Origin of the sequence: Porphyromonas pogonae (genome assembly GCF_036320655.1) — a bacterium.
In the GTDB taxonomy this organism is placed as follows: domain Bacteria; phylum Bacteroidota; class Bacteroidia; order Bacteroidales; family Porphyromonadaceae; genus Porphyromonas; species Porphyromonas pogonae.
Genome location: NZ_CP143258.1, coordinates 588,805 through 607,656 on the forward strand (window position 1 = coordinate 588,805; position 18,852 = coordinate 607,656).

Below are 18,852 nucleotides of genomic sequence, written 5' to 3' on the forward strand. Positions count from 1 at the left end.
AAATGGCACTTAGAACGTACGGATATAATCCTTTTTACACTCAATTACTCTAAAATAATACTAACTACCAAAACAAGACCTATAACTACAAAGAATTTCGAAAATTGAACTCTATAATAATATGTGTATTCAGTGATGCAATTTAGAGAGGCAACTAATGGTATTTCGAATTTGCGTTTTTGACAAAATGTCAATTGTAAAGCTATCCTGAAATAATCATATTTCCCTTGAAATATCCTCCTGTGATATATTTTGAACTTGAAATATTGGTTTTTCTACAGGTATTAGCTTATCTTTGTTTCCATATAATAACTCGGGGGTGCCGATGCATAGACATTGGCTGAGATCATACCCTATAACCTGATCCGGTTAGTACCGGCGTAGGTAGTAGTGATATTCTTTACCATACTGCAACCGCAGGAGCCTCCCGAACACGAGTCAAATAGAAACTTAAACAAAGGAGGTAAGATTTTCATGAACATCAAATATAATGATCAATCAGTAGAGTATCCTGACGGCTACACCTTGGGATTACTATTGCAAGATCGCCGGATACAAGATATGCACGTGGCCGTAGCCGTAAACAACAAAATTGTGAAACGTAGTCTGAGGGATGAGTATGCATTGCATGACGGTGATGAAGTCGTAGTAATACAAGCGACATACGGAGGATAAAACGAAAAGCCTAATACATATTAAAAATAAGTTCAACCTAATGAAATCAACACAAGTAATATCTCAGCCTCTGCCCGGCTCCGAAAAAATATATGTACAAGGAGATATGCACGATATCCATGTACCTATGCGCCGAATTAACCTCTCTGATACTCGGCTGGAAGATGGGACTACCGAACACAATGAAAGTATTGTAGTATATGATACATCCGGGCCATATACTGATCCGGAATACCACGTGGATCTGCGAAAAGGTCTACCTAAAATAAGAGAAAAATGGATTGTAGAGCGTAAAGATACTATAAAACTTGAGGGCCTGTCATCAGAATACGGACGTATGAGACATGCAGATAAGTCTCTTGACAAACTTAGGTTCGAACACGTGTGCACCACTCCGCTCATTGCAAAAAATAAATGTGTTACCCAAATGTACTATGCACGACAAGGGATTATCACGCCGGAAATGGAGTTTGTAGCTATCCGAGAGAATCAGCTCATCGATCAAATCAAAACAAAATACACCATAGACAAAGGCGACCCTAAGGGAGCAAATATTCCTGCTCGTATTACACCGGCTTTTGTTCGCGATGAAATAGCTGCGGGACGTGCTATTATACCGGCGAATATCAATCATCCGGAAAGTGAGCCTATGATTATCGGACGTAACTTCCTGGTCAAAATCAATGCCAATATCGGAAACTCTCCCGTAACAGGAGGAATAGATGAAGAGGTAGAGAAGGCTGTATGGGCGACACGCTGGGGTGCGGATACCGTAATGGACTTGTCTACAGGACAACACATCCATGAGACACGTGAATGGATCATCCGAAATTCTCCTGTACCAATAGGAACCGTACCACTATACCAAGCATTGGAAAAAGTGAAAGGTAACACCACTAAACTTACTTGGGAACTCTTTAGAGACACGCTCATAGAGCAAGCTGAGCAGGGTGTGGACTATTTCACCATACATGCCGGTTTGCGTTGGCATCATATTCCTCTTACCTTGGAACGCGTTACCGGTATCGTATCTCGTGGCGGATCCATTATTGCCAACTGGTGTACAATACACAAGCAAGAGAGTTTTATCTACGAACATTTTGAAGAGATCTGCGAGATCTTGGCGCGGTATGACGTTGCCATATCACTGGGTGACGGGTTGAGACCCGGCTGTATCCATGATGCCAATGACGAAGCCCAATTTGCTGAGTTGCGTACACTGGGAGAGCTTACCGAGATCGCTTGGAAGCACCATGTACAGGTACTCATAGAGGGTCCCGGGCATGTGCCTATGCACAAGATCAAAGAAAACATGGAATTACAATTGGAAACATGCCATGAAGCTCCTTTCTATACCTTGGGTCCCATTGTTACAGACATATCACCAGGCTATGACCACATTACATCAGCAATAGGAGGGGCTATGATCGGATGGATGGGCACATCGATGTTATGCTACGTTACCCCCAAGGAACATCTCGGTCTTCCAAACAGAGATGATGTGAAGGAAGGTGTAATCACCTTCAAGATGGCTGCTCATGCAGCAGATCTTGCCAAAGGACATCCTACGGCCTACTTCCGAGACTATATGATGAGTAAGGCTAGATTTGAGTTTAGATGGAAAGATCAGTTCCATCTGGCACTCGACTCCGAAAAGGCCTTATCATTTCATGATCAAACATTACCTGACGAAGGGCACAAAGAAGCTCACTTCTGCTCTATGTGTGGCGAGCACTTCTGCTCAATGCGTGCCAACATGGCTTTTCGCCGAAAAATAAAAAATGATGAAACGAATCATAGTAATCACACCTCCGATCCCGAGTAGTGAGTGGATATTCACACTCAACAGCCTTTTTACAGCCGGGTTGGAGCGTCTACACTTGCGCCTTCACACGGCTTCTGAGGGGGATTACAGGCGCGTCATAGAAGCTGTGGCCTATTGTTATAGGAGAAGAGTAGTGATACACGATTATTTTCATCTTGCCGATGATTATAAGCTGGGAGGGATACATCTTTCTACCGCCAAATGGCAATCAATGACTACTCGCCCTTTGACGGATGAAGGCGTCACGGTATCTGCTTCTTGTCATTCGGCTGAAGAAATCATGAGTATTCCTTTTCAGATTGATTATTGTTTTCTCAGTCCTATGTACGACAGCATATCCAAGCCCGGGTATGTGTCAGCATTTGATGCCTCTTCAGCCACGCATGTTATCGCACAAAGCACAGTCCCCGTATGGGCATTGGGGGGTATCACTCCCGAAACCATAGCGGATACCATGGCTATGGGATTTGAAGGAGTAGCTGTACTCGGATATGTCTGGAGCAACCCGCAAGAGGCAATAATGCGATGGCGTAGGCTGGCTACTCCTGAGGTGCTGTTGGTGGGTGGCCTAGACCCTACTGCCGGAGCCGGTATATCTGCTGATATCAAGGTAGCGGAGCAGACCGGAAGCTATGGGTATAATATATGTACAGGCGTGACTTACCAAAGCACAGAGGTCTTCGAAGGGTGTAACTGGCTTTCCAAAGAAGATATCATGAAGCAAGTCGATGTCTTGAGAGGAAGAGCTCATCCTATCGTTTGTAAGATAGGTCTGATCGAAAATCTGTCAGTTTTGCTTGGTATTATTGATGGGGTTCGGGATGCATTTCCACTTATACGTATTGTATGGGATCCTATCTTTGCCTCATCTACCGGCTTCGTCTTTGAGCGAGAGAGAGATCTGCTCCCTCAGATATTGGATAAGATAGATGTGCTCACACCTAATCTCCCCGAAATGGAAGAGATTGCAGGAGATAAGATATCCGAATCTGAACTTCAGCAGTTGGCAGCCACGCATCATATCGCCATAGTACTCAAAGGGGGGCATGCCGAAGGTAATACTGTAGCCGACAAACTTATTACGGCTGATTTTGTCTATCATACTACCGTGCTTCGGAGCGGATACCCTAAGCATGGTACGGGTTGTGCCCATAGTACAGCATTTGCCTCTGCTTGGGCAGGCGGATGTTCCCTTAGAATAGCTTCCGATAGTGCACAAAGGTATGTGTCTGCACTGATGAGAAGCAATGAAAGCTTGCTGGCATATCATCGAAAACAAGAGATGAACTCTTCTCTTCTCAAACTTCACAACGTGAAACTACAGTTTATTACAAATGGGACAGATATCCAAGAAGAGTGCGAGCAAATTGAGAAAGCATGCCGCATGGGGATACGCTGGATACAACTGAGGATGAAAGAGGCTTCAGATGATGAGATGTTGTGTGTCGCTTATCGTGCCAAAGAGATCTGTGCTCAGTATGATGCTCTATTGATAATCAATGACCGTATACATATAGCTCACCAATCTGATGCAGATGGCGTGCACTTGGGGCGCAACGATGGCAGCATCACGAAGGCACGTGCACTACTCGGGGCAAATAAGATTATAGGAGCTACATGTAATACTTTTGAAGATATCAAGCGCGCCGAAGCTTTGGGTGCTGATTATGTAGGTGTAGGCCCATTCAGATTCACCGACACAAAGAAGAATCTTGCACCCATTCTGGGACTTGAGGGTTACAAACACATTGCACAAGAGATGTTAAAGGAACGGATATTTATTCCTGCGTTTGCTATTGGAGGAATAGAAGAAGGGGACATCTCACCCATCAGAGCCACCGGAATAGAAGGTATAGCCGTGAGTGGCTGTATTATAAGAAAGATAAATAATGACGATTTTTCACCTTTAGGCTAAAAACAGAAGATACACGAATTATGGAAACATTGGAAATTGCCGGAAAGCTATTTAACTCTCGGTTGTTCTTGGGCACAGGTAAGTTCTCATCGGTCGAGAAGATGTCACACGCTATCGTAGCCTCCGGCTCGGAACTAGTAACTGTGGCTCTTAAGAGAGTTGATGCGCATGAGGGAGGACAAGATGACTTGGTAAGATCGGTCAAGCAGCCTTTGGTAAACCTCTTACCCAATACCTCAGGAGTCAGGACTGCCCAAGAAGCTGTATTGGCCGCTGAGCTTGCCCGAGAAGCGTTGGAAACTGACTGGCTGAAACTGGAGATACACCCGGACCCCAAATATCTCTTGCCTGATCCGATAGAGACGCTCAAAGCGACAGAGGAGCTCGCCAAACGCGGGTTTATCGTAATGCCTTATGTACAAGCAGACCCTATTCTGTGCAAACATCTGGAGGATGCAGGAGCTGCTACTGTGATGCCACTTGGTGCTCCTATTGGAAGTAACAAAGGGATCAAGACCAAAGACTTCTTACGTATTATTATAGAACAGTCCAGAGTGCCTGTAGTCGTGGATGCGGGGATAGGCAGACCCTCGCATGCGGCTCAAGCTATGGAGATGGGGGCAGATGCTGTGTTGGTCAATACCGCGATTGCTGCTTCCCAAGATCCTGTAGCCATGGCCCGAGCCTTCAGTCTTGCCGTACAAGCCGGGCGTATGGCTTATGAGGCCAAACTAGCTCCAATAAAAGATGAAGCACAAGCAAGTTCTCCTCTCACATCATTTCTCAATATCAAATAAATATCCTGATATCATGAATACTTTTTATAATGAACTCAGGAAATATGATTGGGATGAAGTGGAGCATCGTATCGCTAATTGCAATGCTCATGATGTGGAAGTGGCACTGAGCCATTCCCGACGAGATCTCAATGACTTTGCTGCACTTATTTCTCCGGCTGCCATACCTTATCTGGAGCCCATGGCTCAGGAAGCACACCGCTTGACGGTAGAGCGTTTCGGCTACACTATGCAAATGTATATTCCCCTCTACCTCTCTAATATCTGTACTAATGCCTGTGTGTATTGCGGATTCAACAGGCATAATAAGATTCATCGTCGTAAACTGACAGTTGAGGAGGTCGATCGCGAGGTAGAGGCTATACTACGCTTGGGCTATAAACATCTACTCTTGGTATCAGGCGAAGCGGAAGTGGCTACAAGTGCCGACTATTATGAAGAGATGGTGCGAAGGGTAAGGCCTCATTTCTCTCAAATATCATTAGAGGTACAACCTCTCTCCACAGAAGAGTATCGCTCACTCCATGATGCAGGTGTAGGATACGTATGTGTGTACCAAGAGACTTATAACGAAAAAGCTTATCCTCAATATCACCCTACGGGGAAAAAATCAAACTTCAGGTATCGACTCGAGACTCCCGATAGAATAGGGCGTGCCAATATCCAAAAAATCGGAATAGGGGCTTTGCTGGGATTGGAGAACTGGCGCACAGACTCCTTCTTCACAGCTTTGCACTTGCGCTATCTTGAAAAGACGTATTGGAGAACCAAATATTCCATCTCACTCCCTCGCCTGCGACCTGCCACAGGCGGGTGGGAACCCAAAGATCCTATAGACGACATAGGCATGGTACAGCTCATTACAGCTTTCAGACTATTAGACCCTGAAGTAGAAATCTCTCTTTCCACCCGTGAGGGATCTTCTTTCCGTGATCATGTTACTCCTTTAGGTATTACGTCTATGAGTGCAGGCTCTAAGACTGAGCCTGGTGGCTATGCTGAACATCATGAAGATCTTGAGCAATTTGTTATCAATGATGCTCGTAGCCCGGAGGAATTTGCCCGAGCACTTCGTCTCCATGGATACGAGGCTGTGTGGAAAGATTGGGACAGCTGGATGTAAATAACAACCCATATAGATCAATGAATAAAACAAGATATGAAAGACAATTGAGCCTGCACGAGGTAGGAGAAGAAGGGCAGAAAAAACTCTCTGATGCCAAAGTTTTGGTAGTTGGCGCCGGAGGGCTGGGGTCGCCGGCGCTCCAATATCTCGTAGGTGCAGGGATAGGAAAGGTTGGTATTGTAGAGTATGATACCATTTCGGAGAGTAATCTTCAGCGTCAAATCTTGTATCGTGAGTCACAAGTGGGACTCTCCAAGACCCAATGTGCAGGCCAAAGTTTGAAAGAGCTTAATAGAGCATGCGTCATTGAAACTTATCCGACTTATCTAAACCAAATAAATGCACCGGAAATAATCAAATTTTATGATCTTGTTATAGATGCCACGGACAATGCTCCCACACGCTATCTTATTGATATTACCTGCCGTGAACTTTCAAAGCCTTGGATTTACGGGAGTATAGAGGGGTGGTCAGGACAGTTGAGTGTATTCGGTTATTCTGCTACGCCTATCTATTATACTGATGTGTTCGGCTCATATGACTCTTCTTTCATGCACCTGACTATGCCTGATAATTCACAAAGAAATACATCTAAAGGAATCCCTGTCATAGCTCCTCTTCCAGGCGTAATCGGATCACTTCAGGCTATCGAGGCAATAAAAATAATTTTGAATAGAAGAGGTGTTTTGCACAATAAACTGTTATTATTCGATGGATTAAACTCAACCTTTAGGCTTATAGAGTATTAAAATCGGAAAAATACGCTAACTTTGCACCCTAACTGTGAATATGCAATAAATAAACTAAATAATAAACAGACAACGATGCAAAACAAAGGATTTGTGATCTTTATCACAACGACTCTGGCCTTGATCTGTGCTTTTTACCTCTCATTCTCTTTTGTAACTAAAAAATATGACAAGAGAGCAGAAGAATTGGGACCTGTAAAAGGCATGGCCTATCTGGACTCTATGGCCAATGAAAAAGTTTGGATGGGTTATACCCTTAAAGAGGCACGCGCTCAACAAATCGGATTAGGTCTTGACCTGAAGGGTGGTATGAACGTTATACTCAAGCTTAATGCGGGCGATCTACTCCGCAATTTGGCTAATAAGAGTGACGACCCTAATTTTACCAAAGCTTTGGAATTGGCTGAAAAAAGTAATTCACAGCAAGACTTTATCGACCAGTTTGTAGGCGAATACAAAAAACTCGACCCCAACGGAAAACTCACAGTCCTTTTCGGTGCAGGTGACTTGCGTGACCAAATCAACACCAAGACTACGGATGGTGAAGTAGTAAAGATGCTCAAGGAAAAATATAACAGTGCTATTGATGCTTCTTTCAACGTACTTCGCACACGTATCGACCGTTTTGGTGTAGTAGCGCCCAACTTACAGAGACTCGAAGGTCAAGGACGTATCCTTGTCGAATTGCCCGGTGTAAAAGATCCCGAGCGTGTACGTGAACTTCTCCAAAGAAGTGCCAACCTCCAATTTTGGCGCACTTACAAGTTCGAAGAAGTACAAGAAGATCTAGCTGCTGCCGATCGCCGTCTTACCGAAATGGCAATACACCCTGCTCAACAAGTTGCCTCTGTAGAAGAACCAACAGCTCCCGCAGATTCTATCTCTGCTAAAGACTCCGTAGCTACACAAGTATCCGATACTGTAAAGCAAGAAGTCGCAAAAACAGAAGTAAAAGAAAATACACAGTCAAAGACCAATACACTTTTCAGCAAGCTTTCACCCATGTCTCGCGGTGGCGCTGTTGTAGGTATAGCTCGCAAAGCGGATATGAATGCCATAGACTCATTGCTAAAAATAGCAAAAGAGCAAAAAGTGATGCGTGAAGACCTTGCTCTTATGTGGGGAGCAAAAGCTGTGGAAGATCCTAAGACCAAGAAACCCACCGATTATTATGAGCTCTATGCTATACGCACCAACAGAACCGGTGATCCCGATCTTAGTGGCGATGTAGTAAGATCAGCCAAGAGCGATATCCGCAATGACTTTGGTCACTCCGAACCTGAGGTTTCCATGAGCATGAATGAAGATGGTGCTCGTAAGTGGGCTCGCCTTACTAAAGAAAACATTAACAGAGCCATTGCTATTGTATTGGATGGGGTCGTTTATTCAGCTCCTAATGTAAATCAGGAAATCACTGGAGGCAATTCTCAAATATCAGGAAACTTCTCTGTAGAAGAAGCAAGTGACCTTGCCAACGTACTCAACTCCGGTAAAATGGAAACAACCATTGTTATCGAACAAGAAAATATAGTAGGTCCTTCTCTCGGACAAGAGTCTATCAATGCTGGTGTCATCTCTTTCATTGTAGCTCTCCTATTACTTATGATCTATATGTGCATCTCTTATGGAGTTATTCCAGGCCTCATCGCTGACGGTGCTCTTATTATCAATAGCTTCTTTACTCTCGGTATTTTGGCATCATTCCATGCCGTACTTACCCTTTCAGGAATTGCCGGTTTGGTATTGACCTTGGGTATGGCCGTTGATGCTAACGTACTTATTTTCGAGCGTATCAAAGAAGAGTTGCGTAACGGCAAATCAATGAATAGAGCGATTGCCGATGGTTATGGTAATGCTTTCAGCGCTATCTTCGACTCCAACCTTACGACTATCATCACAGGTTTTGTGTTGTTCTTCTTTGGTACAGGTCCTATCCGTGGTTTCGCCACCACCCTTATCATAGGTCTTGTGGCTTCTTTCATTACTGCAGTATTCCTTACTCGTATTGTGGCGGAGGCTTTGGAAAAGAAAGGAAAGCTGAAAAATGTGACTTATACCACTGCTTTCAGTAAGAATATTCTTGTAAACCCCCATTACAATATCCTCGGATGGCGCAAGAAAGGTTACGTTATACCTGCAATAATCATGCTTGCCGGTCTCGTTTCATTCTTTGCCATTGGACTGAATAAAGGTATTGAGTTCTCGGGAGGACGTAACTATATCGTAAAATTTGATAAAAAGATCAATAATAGCGATGTAAGAAAAGCTCTTGAAGTACCGTTTGAAGGCAAACTAATCGTAACCACGATTGGTACGGAGGGCGATCAGGTACGTATATCTACAAACTATAAGATCGAAGACGAAAACGAAAATATAGAGCATGAGATTACTGACAAACTTTACGACGGTATAAAGGGGCTTTACCAATCACAACCAAGCAAAGATCAATTTATAGACAGTGATATCGTAAGCTCGCAAAAAGTGAGCCCCAGCATGTCCAAAGACATCAAGCAGGGTGCTATTATTGCCGTCCTTTTGGCAATGCTCTTTATGGCTGTTTACATCCTTATACGTTTCCGAAATATAGCATTCTCTGTAGGTGCATTTGCATCAGTAGCAGTAACAACATTCAGCATTATCGCCCTGTATACACTATTATGGAAGGTGATGCCGTTTACAATGGAGGTAGATCAAAACTTTGTTGCAGCATTGCTTGCGATCATCGGATACGCTATTAATGACGTCGTGATTGTATTTGACCGTATTCGTGAAGAATTACATAATCACCCCAATGCTGACCGTTTTGAGGTGATCAATGGGGCTCTCAACTCTACCTTGTCACGTACGTTGAATACATCATTCACTACCTTCTTGGTTATGTTTATCATCTTCATCATGGGAGGTGCTACTATGAGAAGCTTCACCTTTGCTATTCTTTTGGGTATCATTATCGGTACCTACTGTACACTCTTCGTAGCGACACCTATAGCATACGAGATGGCAAAGAAAAGCATCCAAAAAGCGACAGGCAATAAGTAATTTTGACCTATACGCCGTAATTTTAGAGGCTATCTACAGATAGTCTAATACATAAGAAGGTGAGTCACTTGATCAAAAGTCGACTCACCTTTTTTTATTGCTGTCCGCTAAACTATGAGATGCTACTCAATAGGCCTTGCAATCCGAGTAAATAGTCGCCACTTAAAATCGTGTTTATTTCCTGATATACAGCAAATTGCACTCTTCTATTCTTTGATAAATCTGCAAGTTTTTGTATCTTTGGATGTAGAAACTTGCAGATTTTTTTATGATACGCCCTACTCAAACAGTTCAATCACTATTCTCTTCACTGGACGATTTGCTTAACCAGCAACATCCTCTGTATAAACTTTCCCATAAAATCGATTGGAAAAGGTTCGAAGAGGCTTTTTCTTCCTTGTATTGCCCTGACAATGGTCGTCCCGGTAAGCCTATTCGTTTAATGTGTGGTCTTTTAATTCTCAAGCATTTGCGCAATATTTCAGATGAATCTGTTGTAGAACAATGGAGTGAGAACGCTTATTTTCAATATTTTTGTGGCATGCAGGAGTTTACTCCTTCCTTTCCCTGCAATGCCTCGGAACTGGTTCACTTCCGCAAACGTATCGGCGAAAGAGGGATAGAGCTTATTCTTGCAGAAAGTATTCGTGTGAATGATGACAAAAATGATAAGGATCACCACGATACCGCTTTTATAGACTCCACCGTGCAGGAAAAGAATGTGACCTATCCTACAGATGCCAAGTTGCATAAGAAGATAGTAGGCAAGGTTCTCAAAATCGCAAGGGCTCTCAATCTACCCATTCGTCAAAGCTATACTTTCGTATTGAAAAGAATTTATCGGGATCAACGTTTTCGCAACCATCCCAAGAACCGTAAGAAAGCTCTTAAAGCGGATAAACGGTTACGAACAATAGCGGGACGTTTGGTTCGGGAACTTAAACGAAACCTGGGTAATAACAGGGAGTACGACAAACTCATTTCCCTCTTTGAAAGGATTCTTTCGCAACGGCGTAATTCCACTCAAAAGATTTATTCTCTTCATGAACCGGATGTTCAATGCATCAGTAAAGGTAAGGAGCACAAAAAATATGAGTTTGGAAACAAAGTCTCGATTATACGCTCCATGACGGGAGTGATTTTGGGAGCCTCTTCTTTCCGTAATGAGTACGACGGACATACCATAGAGCAAAGCCTCGATCAGGTGAAGAGACTCACGGGAGAAAGGATTAAGAAACTGGCCGGAGATAGAGGTTACCGTGGGAAAAAAGAAATAAACAGTACGCAAATATTGATTCCAGACACTCCAAAAGCTAAAGACAGTTATTATCAACGTAAAAAGAAGCATCGACTTTTCTGCAAGCGTGCAGGAATAGAACCAACTATCGGACATTTGAAGTCAGATTATCGCTTGGGACGTAACTTTTACAAAGGGCTCTTCGGGGATGCTATCAATGTAATGTTAGCTGCAGTGGCATATAACTTCAAAAGAGCCATGAAGCTTCTTTTGTACCTAATAAACAAAATCAGCGAAACACTCCCAATGGAGAGGATTTCGCTGAAATGTGCTTTTTAAGGGACGACTATTTAGTATACGCATGCGAGCAATCGTATTAAGGAAGGGATATGTTGCTGATTTTCAGGCAATAAAATAAAGAGTGAATGTTATATAGAACAACAACCCCGATAGCTTGACAAATCAAGGGTTATCGGGACACTTGGAAATAAACTATGTGGTTGCGTAATAAAAATGTAGAGTTTGCTATTTCTCTCGCCAAACAGGAAGTGATTGCCAATATTTTGGGAATCCCATATCTTTAAGGTCGAGCAGACGGCAATCGAATTTGAGCAATTCCTTGATATTCTTTTTGAAGTCACTTCCGGGACTGATAATATCAAGGATATACGCGATACAAGAAAGCACTGCAAACAATTTGTTTGTGCGTATTTGTCCGATTGTCGTTCGATCCATGAACGGACAAAGAGTGTTGTATGGCAATGTTACGCTAACCATAAAACGGCGATTCCAAGTACGGCTGTGGTGAGCGCAACAATTACGGAGATTGGAAATGGCGTGTAGCCATTTCTCTAATATAGCAACTTTCTTCAAACCGAATTGCTCTGTAATGTATTCCTTGCGGTAGTCTAACTTTAAGGATTGGAACAAGCGGCTCAATGTGGCAAGCGATACAACTTCGAGTGCCATCCAACTTGGTGGCATCGGAGGGTTGTCATACTTAGAACGGTAATGCTTGATGAAATCTTCGTTGCTACGGTTTACGTCAGCATTGATATGTTCCATCAAATCATCATAGCCGAAACGATACAAACTTTCATCATCGTACCAATGGCTATCACCTGTGCTTTCGGCATATACCTGTACGATTTTTGTGCGCACTGCCACTTCTATCTTTTCAATAGCATTGAAAATAAGTGAACGCAGTCTGCGGTCAAAACAATAAAGGTCTATTATGTCTTTGAAGTGAATATCTTTGCGAGTAAAGTTGTGTTCAGAATCTTCACCATCCTCTTGGAATGGATAAGTGTATGCACGAAGTCGATAGTAACTGATATTGAACAAATAAGCGGATGCCTCGCTTTCATCATCGAAAACAAGCCCCCGTTGTTTTAGCCGCGCAACTTGCTCGGCGATGGGCAACGGCTTCTTTGCATAATCTGTTTTATCAGTCAATTTTATCAGAAGCTACTATATAAAAACTCGAAGACCTCCCCGGGTGCGCTGTTCTACGGGAAGCGTGGGAGGCCATATCTGATGCAAAGGTAATACTTTTATTTAATACTGCAATGTACGTGGCAAAAATGTTTTCGACATTGTGAGATTCTACTTTCAATCAGCAACTGCAAAATTTCTACAATCTTCAAAAATGCAGTACGCTTAGTATAATATTGGTGGTTAAATGAGTTTCATCCTGTTGCTGGATTTTATCTATTTCTTGATAAATCCAACAGAATAGCTACAAACTATTATGGAGTGGTTTCAACCGTACCCATCTTAGACCATCAATGTCGATATAACCTCTCTTATTGTGGCGTGAAATAGTGATAAAAGAGATGTAGTAGTTTGTGATTAATTTGGGAGAAAACAAACAAGAAATGGGACCTTAACGGTATCATATATAGAGAAAACCGATACAAAACAACTGTATATTAAATTAATATAAATCACACTTCGGTTCAATCGTGGCACTGCTATTCCCAGCCGTAGTATTCTGTTTGTATTGGATGATGCCGATAGCCGGGTAGATGGTAATATTTTTCAATTGCCAATAGATCCCCGAGTAGAGATAACCCTTGTGCAAAGTTGTATGATAGATCTTGTCGGCATTATTCTGTCGCAAATGCAGGTACTCATATCTGGCACCCATATTAAATGAACCTCCTAAGATATTAGAGGAGTATACAGCATCTGAGATAAAAGAATAAGTATGGTTTTTGATATTGTTGTCAAGGTTGTAATTCATTGCCTCATGTGGTGCGAGTAGTTGCTGCCATAGGTGTTGATCTGAGTTTGCTTTAGACCAGGTGTTCACCATATTCAACGCAACAGAGCGGTTCTTACCCAATAGATAATTGTAGTAAAAGTCTGCTATCCATGACTGCGAATAGCTTTTCAGTTCATTTCCATTACTCCCCTGTATGCGATTTGCCCCGTCAATAATTTCCACCTCCGCAAGGTTATTTTGTTGGCGAGGATTCCATAAATATTTTATATTGGCATTTAATAGATGTTTTTTCTGAAAGCGCTGATATGACATCTGTACAAACTGATAGATACCCTTGTATCGGTTATCTTTTCCTCGGTAAAAAGTCTGTTGTTCTTTGCCATAGTCATAGTGAGAATCGAGGTTGATATCGCCAATATTTCGATAGTCAATCAGATGGTTTATTTTTATTTGGTTGAGCGAGTCAGCATAAGTGAGACTTGTTTGGTTAGTCCCAAAGCCTGTGTTAATAGCATTATTTGTATTGAGATAGGCAGTGTATAATCTGCTTTCATGTTTCTTCATGATAATATTGGCAACGGGACCTGAGGTAAAAGCCATATATCGGGCAGGTGCTACAGGATAGTATTCGACACTCTTGATATCCTCGCCTTTATAAGTCTTCAGATCAAAAGCTGACGAAGGTATACCATTGATAAGGATGAACACATTTTTATGATCAAACGAAGTTAGTTCGTTCTCATTAAGTTTGGTTCGAAAATAGTTTAGGGACGAAACTGCGTCAAGTGCATTGGTACCGAATTCCCTGTTTTCCTTGGATAGGTGTAGCAATTGGTGGTCTCCTTTGGCAATGATCTTCTTGGCTTTGATCACCAATTCCTGTAACTTCAGATCTTGTTCGACAGAGTCTTTACTGGCGTTTTGTGCTTGAGAATTCTGATACAAGGTTACGATACAACAAACACATAAAATAATCATTCTATTTTTTATATTCATAATTGATATAATCTATTGTCAATCTGATAGGCTTGTCCAATCTATACAAAATCATGGTTTAGATATTATTCCTTCTTAATCAATGCTACAACAACCTCCTATTTTTTATCATTATAGTTAATTCGATTGTTTAACACGTGGTTTACTAATGCAATTTAATGATGAAGATTTATTTTACGATAAAATGTTTCCTTTCTAAAATGGATACTGCAAAGCTTTTAGACTATAAAAGTCATGATGAATATATGATTAGGTTTACAACCTAATGAATTTGTTTCGTCTGGTGATAATAAACTTTACTAAAAGTAGATGATGAAAGGCATAAAGAGACTGTTGCAAAAGTCAACAGCCTTGTGGATTTTGGAGGCAAAGCCGACAAAAGACACTTTGACCGGGCAGAGAGGGTAAAGTGCAAGGCGCTAAGAGAGAGTGCACAGGGAGTTTACTTCAGGTAAATGACCAAGCGCGAATCTCGCAAGCAACGAAGCAATTTGCCTGCTATGCAACGGTCTCATAAAGGAGCCTTTTGCACGGTAAAAGGCTCTATTATATCTTCTACACTGATGTAGCCATAGGCACTGTCCATAATTTGGTGTAAACTATACTCAACAATGGACTTATCAATGATGATACATAAGACAGCGATTGTAGTACTTTACCATTTCCCACATCTGGATTATAGCCTATAAAAGTCAGTTCAAATCACTTCAAGAAGCTGAGGAGACTCTCCAGCAGAGACCCCTGATATTGTGTAAGTATAAAGTCAACAGTCTGTCCTTGCATTTTTATAAGACTATCCTGTGGCAAGCCGATTATAGCTTCCTGCCTACCCAGCGTATCACGCACGGCAGATAATTTGATGAGTTTTCCTGCAAGATGTCCGTCGGGAGATTGAAGCATCAAGTCAGCCCCTTCTATCACTTGGGAATTGGGACGCTTTTCTCCAAATATTAGTAACAGCTTTGTTGCTTTAGCATTAGTTTCCAGCTCTCGCTCGGATACTCTTATGATAGCTGTGCCGGAATAGACCTGTTTGTAAGGCAAGAAACAGGCTACCCCGAAGAGGCAAAGTAATACTACCCCAATCACGCTGATACCATAGCGAACCAGCGAGGAGGGAATTTGCCCCACGATACTGCGGACTTTTTCACTGCGAAGCTCGAAGCTTCGCTCTTGTTTCTTTTCTTCTCTGTCCATATCAATTGCCGAGTTCTAATTGGTTCTTTACCAGGGCAAAGTATTTGCCACGCTTGGCGGTAAGCTCGTCATGTGTACCCACTTCTACGACCTTGCCCTCGTCCAATACCACGATCTGATCGGCATGGCGCACCGTGGAGAGGCGATGTGCCACTACGATCACTGTTTTCCCTTGATAGAAATCCGATAGTTTCTCGGTAATGGCTCGCTCGTTGTTGGCATCAAGCGCATTGGTGGCTTCGTCCAAGAAGACGAACATCGGGTTCTTGTAAACCACCCTTGCTATCAGGATGCGTTGCCGTTGCCCTTGGCTCACGCCTTGCCCGTCCTGCCCGATCATCGTATTGTAGCCCAGTGGCAGCGCTTCTATATAATCGGCTATGTTTGCCACACGAGCGGCATAGCGGATACGTTCGATGTCTGGTTCGTCATCCGAGATGGCAATGTTCCTCGCAATGGTGTCGGAGAAGAGATACCCCTCCTGCATAACCGCTCCGCACTGATGCCGCCACCATCCCAGATTATAATCACTGAGATTGGCTTTGCCCACTTCGATGGCTCCCGCTATCGGCTCATAGAAGCCGAGCAAGAGTTTGATCAGGGTAGTCTTGCCGCTACCGCTGGCTCCCACGATGGCTGTTACCTTACCGTTAGGGATCGAGAGATTGATGTCCGAAAGAACGTTCTTAGGACTATAGAGATCGTATTTGAAAGAAAGGTCTTTGATCGTGAGCGAATGTCCCTCATTGGCTTCACCGGTATAGCTATTCCGTGTCCGCTCGGTATTCTCTTCATTGGTTTCCGTATGGATCTCATTCATCCTATCCAAACTGATGCTCACGTCCTGCCATGAATAGATGAATTGAATAAGTTGCTCCACAGGATTGTTGAGCTGTCCGATGATGTATTGCACGGCGAGCATCATACCCAGTGTCATACTTCCGTGGATTACGGCAGTGGCGGCCAGCACGGTAATGAGGATATTCTTTACCTCGTTGATGGTGATGCTTCCTGCCTGCTGTACTTGTTGCAGGTTGAGGGATTGTAGATTAACCTTGAAGAGGTCGGCTTGTACATCCTCCCACTCCCAGCGTTTGCGCTGCTCGCATCCTTGTAGCTTGATTTCCTGCATACCTCCTATCAGCTGGTAGGTCACATTGCGGTTGCGCCCTGCTTGCTCGAAGTATTTGTAATCCAGCGTGCGCCTTTTCTTCAAAAAGAGGATTATCCAGCCTGCATAGATGAGTGTGCCGACGAGAAAGACCAAGAAAATACCGAGATTGTACACCGCCAGCACGATGCCAAAGATGATAAAGGTAAAGAATGAGAAGAGCAAGCTCAGACTACTCGAGGTCAGAAACTGCTCCACCCTACGGTGGTCTTCGATGCGTTGCAAGAGATCGCCCATGAGCTTCGTATCGAAGAACTTCATCGGAAGCTTCATCAGCTTGATAAAGAAGTCTGAGATGAGCGAGATGTTGATACGAGTAGAGATGTGCAGAAGTATCTTGGAACGTATGAAGTCAATGGCCGTACGGCTGAAAAGGAGCATCATCTCAGCCAAAAGGACAAGCCATACGAAGCCTATATCCTTGCCTCCAATACCTGTGTCAACAATGGATTGTGTCAGGAAAGGAAAGATGAGTTGTAGTAGAGAGCCAAGTAGCAAGCCCAATATCAGTTGGGTGAAGAAACGTTTGTATTTCCGAAGATAACTCCACAGAAATCCAACACGCTTTTTCTTTGGACTATTGTCTGTATGCTCTTGTTGGTAAAATTGCTCAGTAGGTTCCAGAAGCAGTGCAATACCCTTTCCCTCTCCATTGGTTTGGGTGCTAACCCAATGTTCGCAGAACTCTTCCTTGGTATAGGTTACAAGTCCTTTCCCCGGATCGGCCACATAGACAGTATATTCCCCTTTCTTGTGCTTCTTTATCTTATAAACAACGACAAAATGGTTTTGATCCCAATGCACAATGCAAGGTTGTGTTATATCCTTTGCAAGAGAGGTGAAGTTTAGTCGTCCTCCCATGGTTTTAAAACCAATCTCTTCTGCAGCCTTACTAATCCCCAAGAGTGAAACACCATCTTTTCCTTGGTCACAAAACTTACTTAAGGCCTCCAAACTGGGATGTCGTCCATAGTGACTAATCACCATAGCTAAACTCACTGTTCCACAATTCATAGCATCTCGCTGTTTTATAAAGATCATAGCCTATTCAATGTAAAATAACAGAGGAAATATAAACAACTATTTCTTAAATTAAATTGAATTTTGTCTTCCATGGCCAATGGTCTATATACTCCTTTAGAGCTGTCCTTGACATACTACATACTTTAAGTAATTCTTTTTCTAATAATATCCCTCTAGAATCCATTCCTGAAATCGAATTTATGCCTCTTGGATGATACAAATGGTATGCATTGCCATATACACGCTCAATGCGATTCCCTAGGATTAGGGTTCGCTTAGCTCGCTCTATATCTTCTGGTCCCCAGCCATAAAAATATTGATTTTCTCCTCCTATACTCAAATATTTAGTTTTACTCACAAAGAAAGCCCCTCCATAAGATGGTCTACTAAATTGTATCAGTGATTGTTTTTTAAGATATAAGTAGTTGAAAAGATCATCTTGGGTCATTTGTTGAGATATTAGATGTCTAGATGTTGAAGAATCTAAAAAGATAATCCCTTTAGTATAGGGATATACAAGTGTGCATTCCTCTTCTTTGAATATTTTAGTAGCCTTCTGAATCTGAATATTTGGAATGATGACATCAGTGTCCCAGATTCCACAAATTTCATTTTTACTGGATACAATTAGCTGATTAATATACTTTGTTCGATGAAATATAGGGTCATTGTCATAAATAAAAATATGCCTAAATAATTTGCCTAGAGGAATAGATAAGCGACTATGTGTGTCTGCTTCTAGGATAAGGATCTCATCAATATAAGGGAAAAAAGAGAGGTGCTTTATTACATACAATAAGTTTGATAGTCTTTCTTGACTATCTACTCTAATAGGTATTAATACAGATATATATTTTATATTTGATGTATACATG

13 protein-coding genes and 1 riboswitch are annotated in these 18,852 nt (G+C 42.5%); of the genes, 8 read left to right on the forward strand and 5 right to left on the reverse strand.

Annotation, left to right across the window (positions count from 1 at the left end):
* Window positions 1–305: 305 nt before the first annotated feature.
* Window positions 306–405, forward strand: a riboswitch (TPP riboswitch).
* Between the two features lie 69 nt (window positions 406–474).
* The 8 genes from thiS (at window position 475) to VYJ22_RS02380 (ending at window position 11,702) form a co-directional block, all read left to right on the forward strand.
* A complete protein-coding gene (gene thiS, locus VYJ22_RS02345; protein WP_329904817.1) occupies window positions 475–675 on the forward strand; it encodes a sulfur carrier protein ThiS in 201 nt (66 codons plus the stop codon).
* A 40-nt stretch (window positions 676–715) separates the two neighbouring features.
* Window positions 716–2,500, forward strand: a complete 1,785-nt coding sequence (gene thiC / locus VYJ22_RS02350; RefSeq protein ID WP_329904818.1) for a phosphomethylpyrimidine synthase ThiC — start codon at window positions 716–718, stop codon at window positions 2,498–2,500.
* Window positions 2,460–4,415, forward strand: a complete 1,956-nt coding sequence (locus tag VYJ22_RS02355; RefSeq protein ID WP_329904819.1) for a thiamine phosphate synthase — start codon at window positions 2,460–2,462, stop codon at window positions 4,413–4,415. Before thiC ends, VYJ22_RS02355 begins: the two co-directional genes overlap by 41 nt.
* Before the next feature lie 20 nt (window positions 4,416–4,435).
* On the forward strand, window positions 4,436–5,212 hold the full coding sequence (locus VYJ22_RS02360) for a thiazole synthase (protein ID WP_329904820.1): 777 nt from the start codon (window positions 4,436–4,438) through the stop codon (window positions 5,210–5,212).
* Between the two features lie 13 nt (window positions 5,213–5,225).
* Window positions 5,226–6,335, forward strand: coding sequence for a 2-iminoacetate synthase ThiH (gene thiH / locus VYJ22_RS02365; RefSeq protein WP_329904823.1), 1,110 nt, complete (start codon window positions 5,226–5,228; stop codon window positions 6,333–6,335).
* Between the two features lie 20 nt (window positions 6,336–6,355).
* Entirely contained in the window at window positions 6,356–7,087 is a 732-nt protein-coding gene (locus VYJ22_RS02370; protein WP_329904824.1) for a HesA/MoeB/ThiF family protein, read from the forward strand.
* 75 nt (window positions 7,088–7,162) lie between these two features.
* Complete coding sequence (gene secDF / locus VYJ22_RS02375; protein ID WP_329904826.1) at window positions 7,163–10,126, forward strand: protein translocase subunit SecDF; 2,964 nt, start codon at window positions 7,163–7,165, stop codon at window positions 10,124–10,126.
* Between the two features lie 268 nt (window positions 10,127–10,394).
* Window positions 10,395–11,702, forward strand: a complete 1,308-nt coding sequence (locus tag VYJ22_RS02380) for an IS5 family transposase (RefSeq protein WP_329904827.1) — start codon at window positions 10,395–10,397, stop codon at window positions 11,700–11,702.
* A 186-nt stretch (window positions 11,703–11,888) separates the two neighbouring features.
* On the opposite strand, the gene VYJ22_RS02385 is transcribed toward VYJ22_RS02380, so the two are convergent.
* From VYJ22_RS02385 to VYJ22_RS02405, 5 genes are all read right to left on the reverse strand, one after another.
* Window positions 11,889–12,818 carry an Abi family protein gene (locus tag VYJ22_RS02385; RefSeq protein WP_329904828.1) on the reverse strand — a complete coding sequence of 310 codons (930 nt, stop codon included), beginning with the start codon at window positions 12,816–12,818 and terminating at the stop codon, window positions 11,889–11,891.
* Between the two features lie 481 nt (window positions 12,819–13,299).
* Window positions 13,300–14,568, reverse strand: coding sequence for a hypothetical protein (locus VYJ22_RS02390; RefSeq protein WP_329904830.1), 1,269 nt, complete (start codon window positions 14,566–14,568; stop codon window positions 13,300–13,302).
* A 720-nt stretch (window positions 14,569–15,288) separates the two neighbouring features.
* Entirely contained in the window at window positions 15,289–15,783 is a 495-nt protein-coding gene (locus tag VYJ22_RS02395; RefSeq protein WP_329904831.1) for a hypothetical protein, read from the reverse strand.
* A gap of 1 nt (window position 15,784) precedes the next feature.
* Window positions 15,785–17,995 carry a peptidase domain-containing ABC transporter gene (locus tag VYJ22_RS02400; RefSeq protein ID WP_329904832.1) on the reverse strand — a complete coding sequence of 737 codons (2,211 nt, stop codon included), beginning with the start codon at window positions 17,993–17,995 and terminating at the stop codon, window positions 15,785–15,787.
* 46 nt (window positions 17,996–18,041) lie between these two features.
* Window positions 18,042–18,851 (reverse strand): galactosyltransferase-related protein, encoded by an 810-nt coding sequence (locus tag VYJ22_RS02405; RefSeq protein WP_329904833.1) that lies wholly within the window; start codon window positions 18,849–18,851, stop codon window positions 18,042–18,044.
* Window position 18,852 lies beyond the last annotated feature (1 nt).

Coding starts and splice junctions, on each gene's coding strand:
- thiS (WP_329904817.1), top strand. CDS start 475: ATGAACATCAAATATAATGATCAATCAGTAGAGTATCCTGACGGCTAC.
- thiC (WP_329904818.1), top strand. CDS start 716: ATGAAATCAACACAAGTAATATCTCAGCCTCTGCCCGGCTCCGAAAAA.
- VYJ22_RS02355 (WP_329904819.1), top strand. CDS start 2,460: ATGAAACGAATCATAGTAATCACACCTCCGATCCCGAGTAGTGAGTGG.
- VYJ22_RS02360 (WP_329904820.1), top strand. CDS start 4,436: ATGGAAACATTGGAAATTGCCGGAAAGCTATTTAACTCTCGGTTGTTC.
- thiH (WP_329904823.1), top strand. CDS start 5,226: ATGAATACTTTTTATAATGAACTCAGGAAATATGATTGGGATGAAGTG.
- VYJ22_RS02370 (WP_329904824.1), top strand. CDS start 6,356: ATGAATAAAACAAGATATGAAAGACAATTGAGCCTGCACGAGGTAGGA.
- secDF (WP_329904826.1), top strand. CDS start 7,163: ATGCAAAACAAAGGATTTGTGATCTTTATCACAACGACTCTGGCCTTG.
- VYJ22_RS02380 (WP_329904827.1), top strand. CDS start 10,395: ATGATACGCCCTACTCAAACAGTTCAATCACTATTCTCTTCACTGGAC.
- VYJ22_RS02390 (WP_329904830.1), bottom strand. CDS start 14,568: ATGATTATTTTATGTGTTTGTTGTATCGTAACCTTGTATCAGAATTCT.
- VYJ22_RS02395 (WP_329904831.1), bottom strand. CDS start 15,783: ATGGACAGAGAAGAAAAGAAACAAGAGCGAAGCTTCGAGCTTCGCAGT.
- VYJ22_RS02400 (WP_329904832.1), bottom strand. CDS start 17,995: ATGATCTTTATAAAACAGCGAGATGCTATGAATTGTGGAACAGTGAGT.
- VYJ22_RS02405 (WP_329904833.1), bottom strand. CDS start 18,851: ATGTATACATCAAATATAAAATATATATCTGTATTAATACCTATTAGA.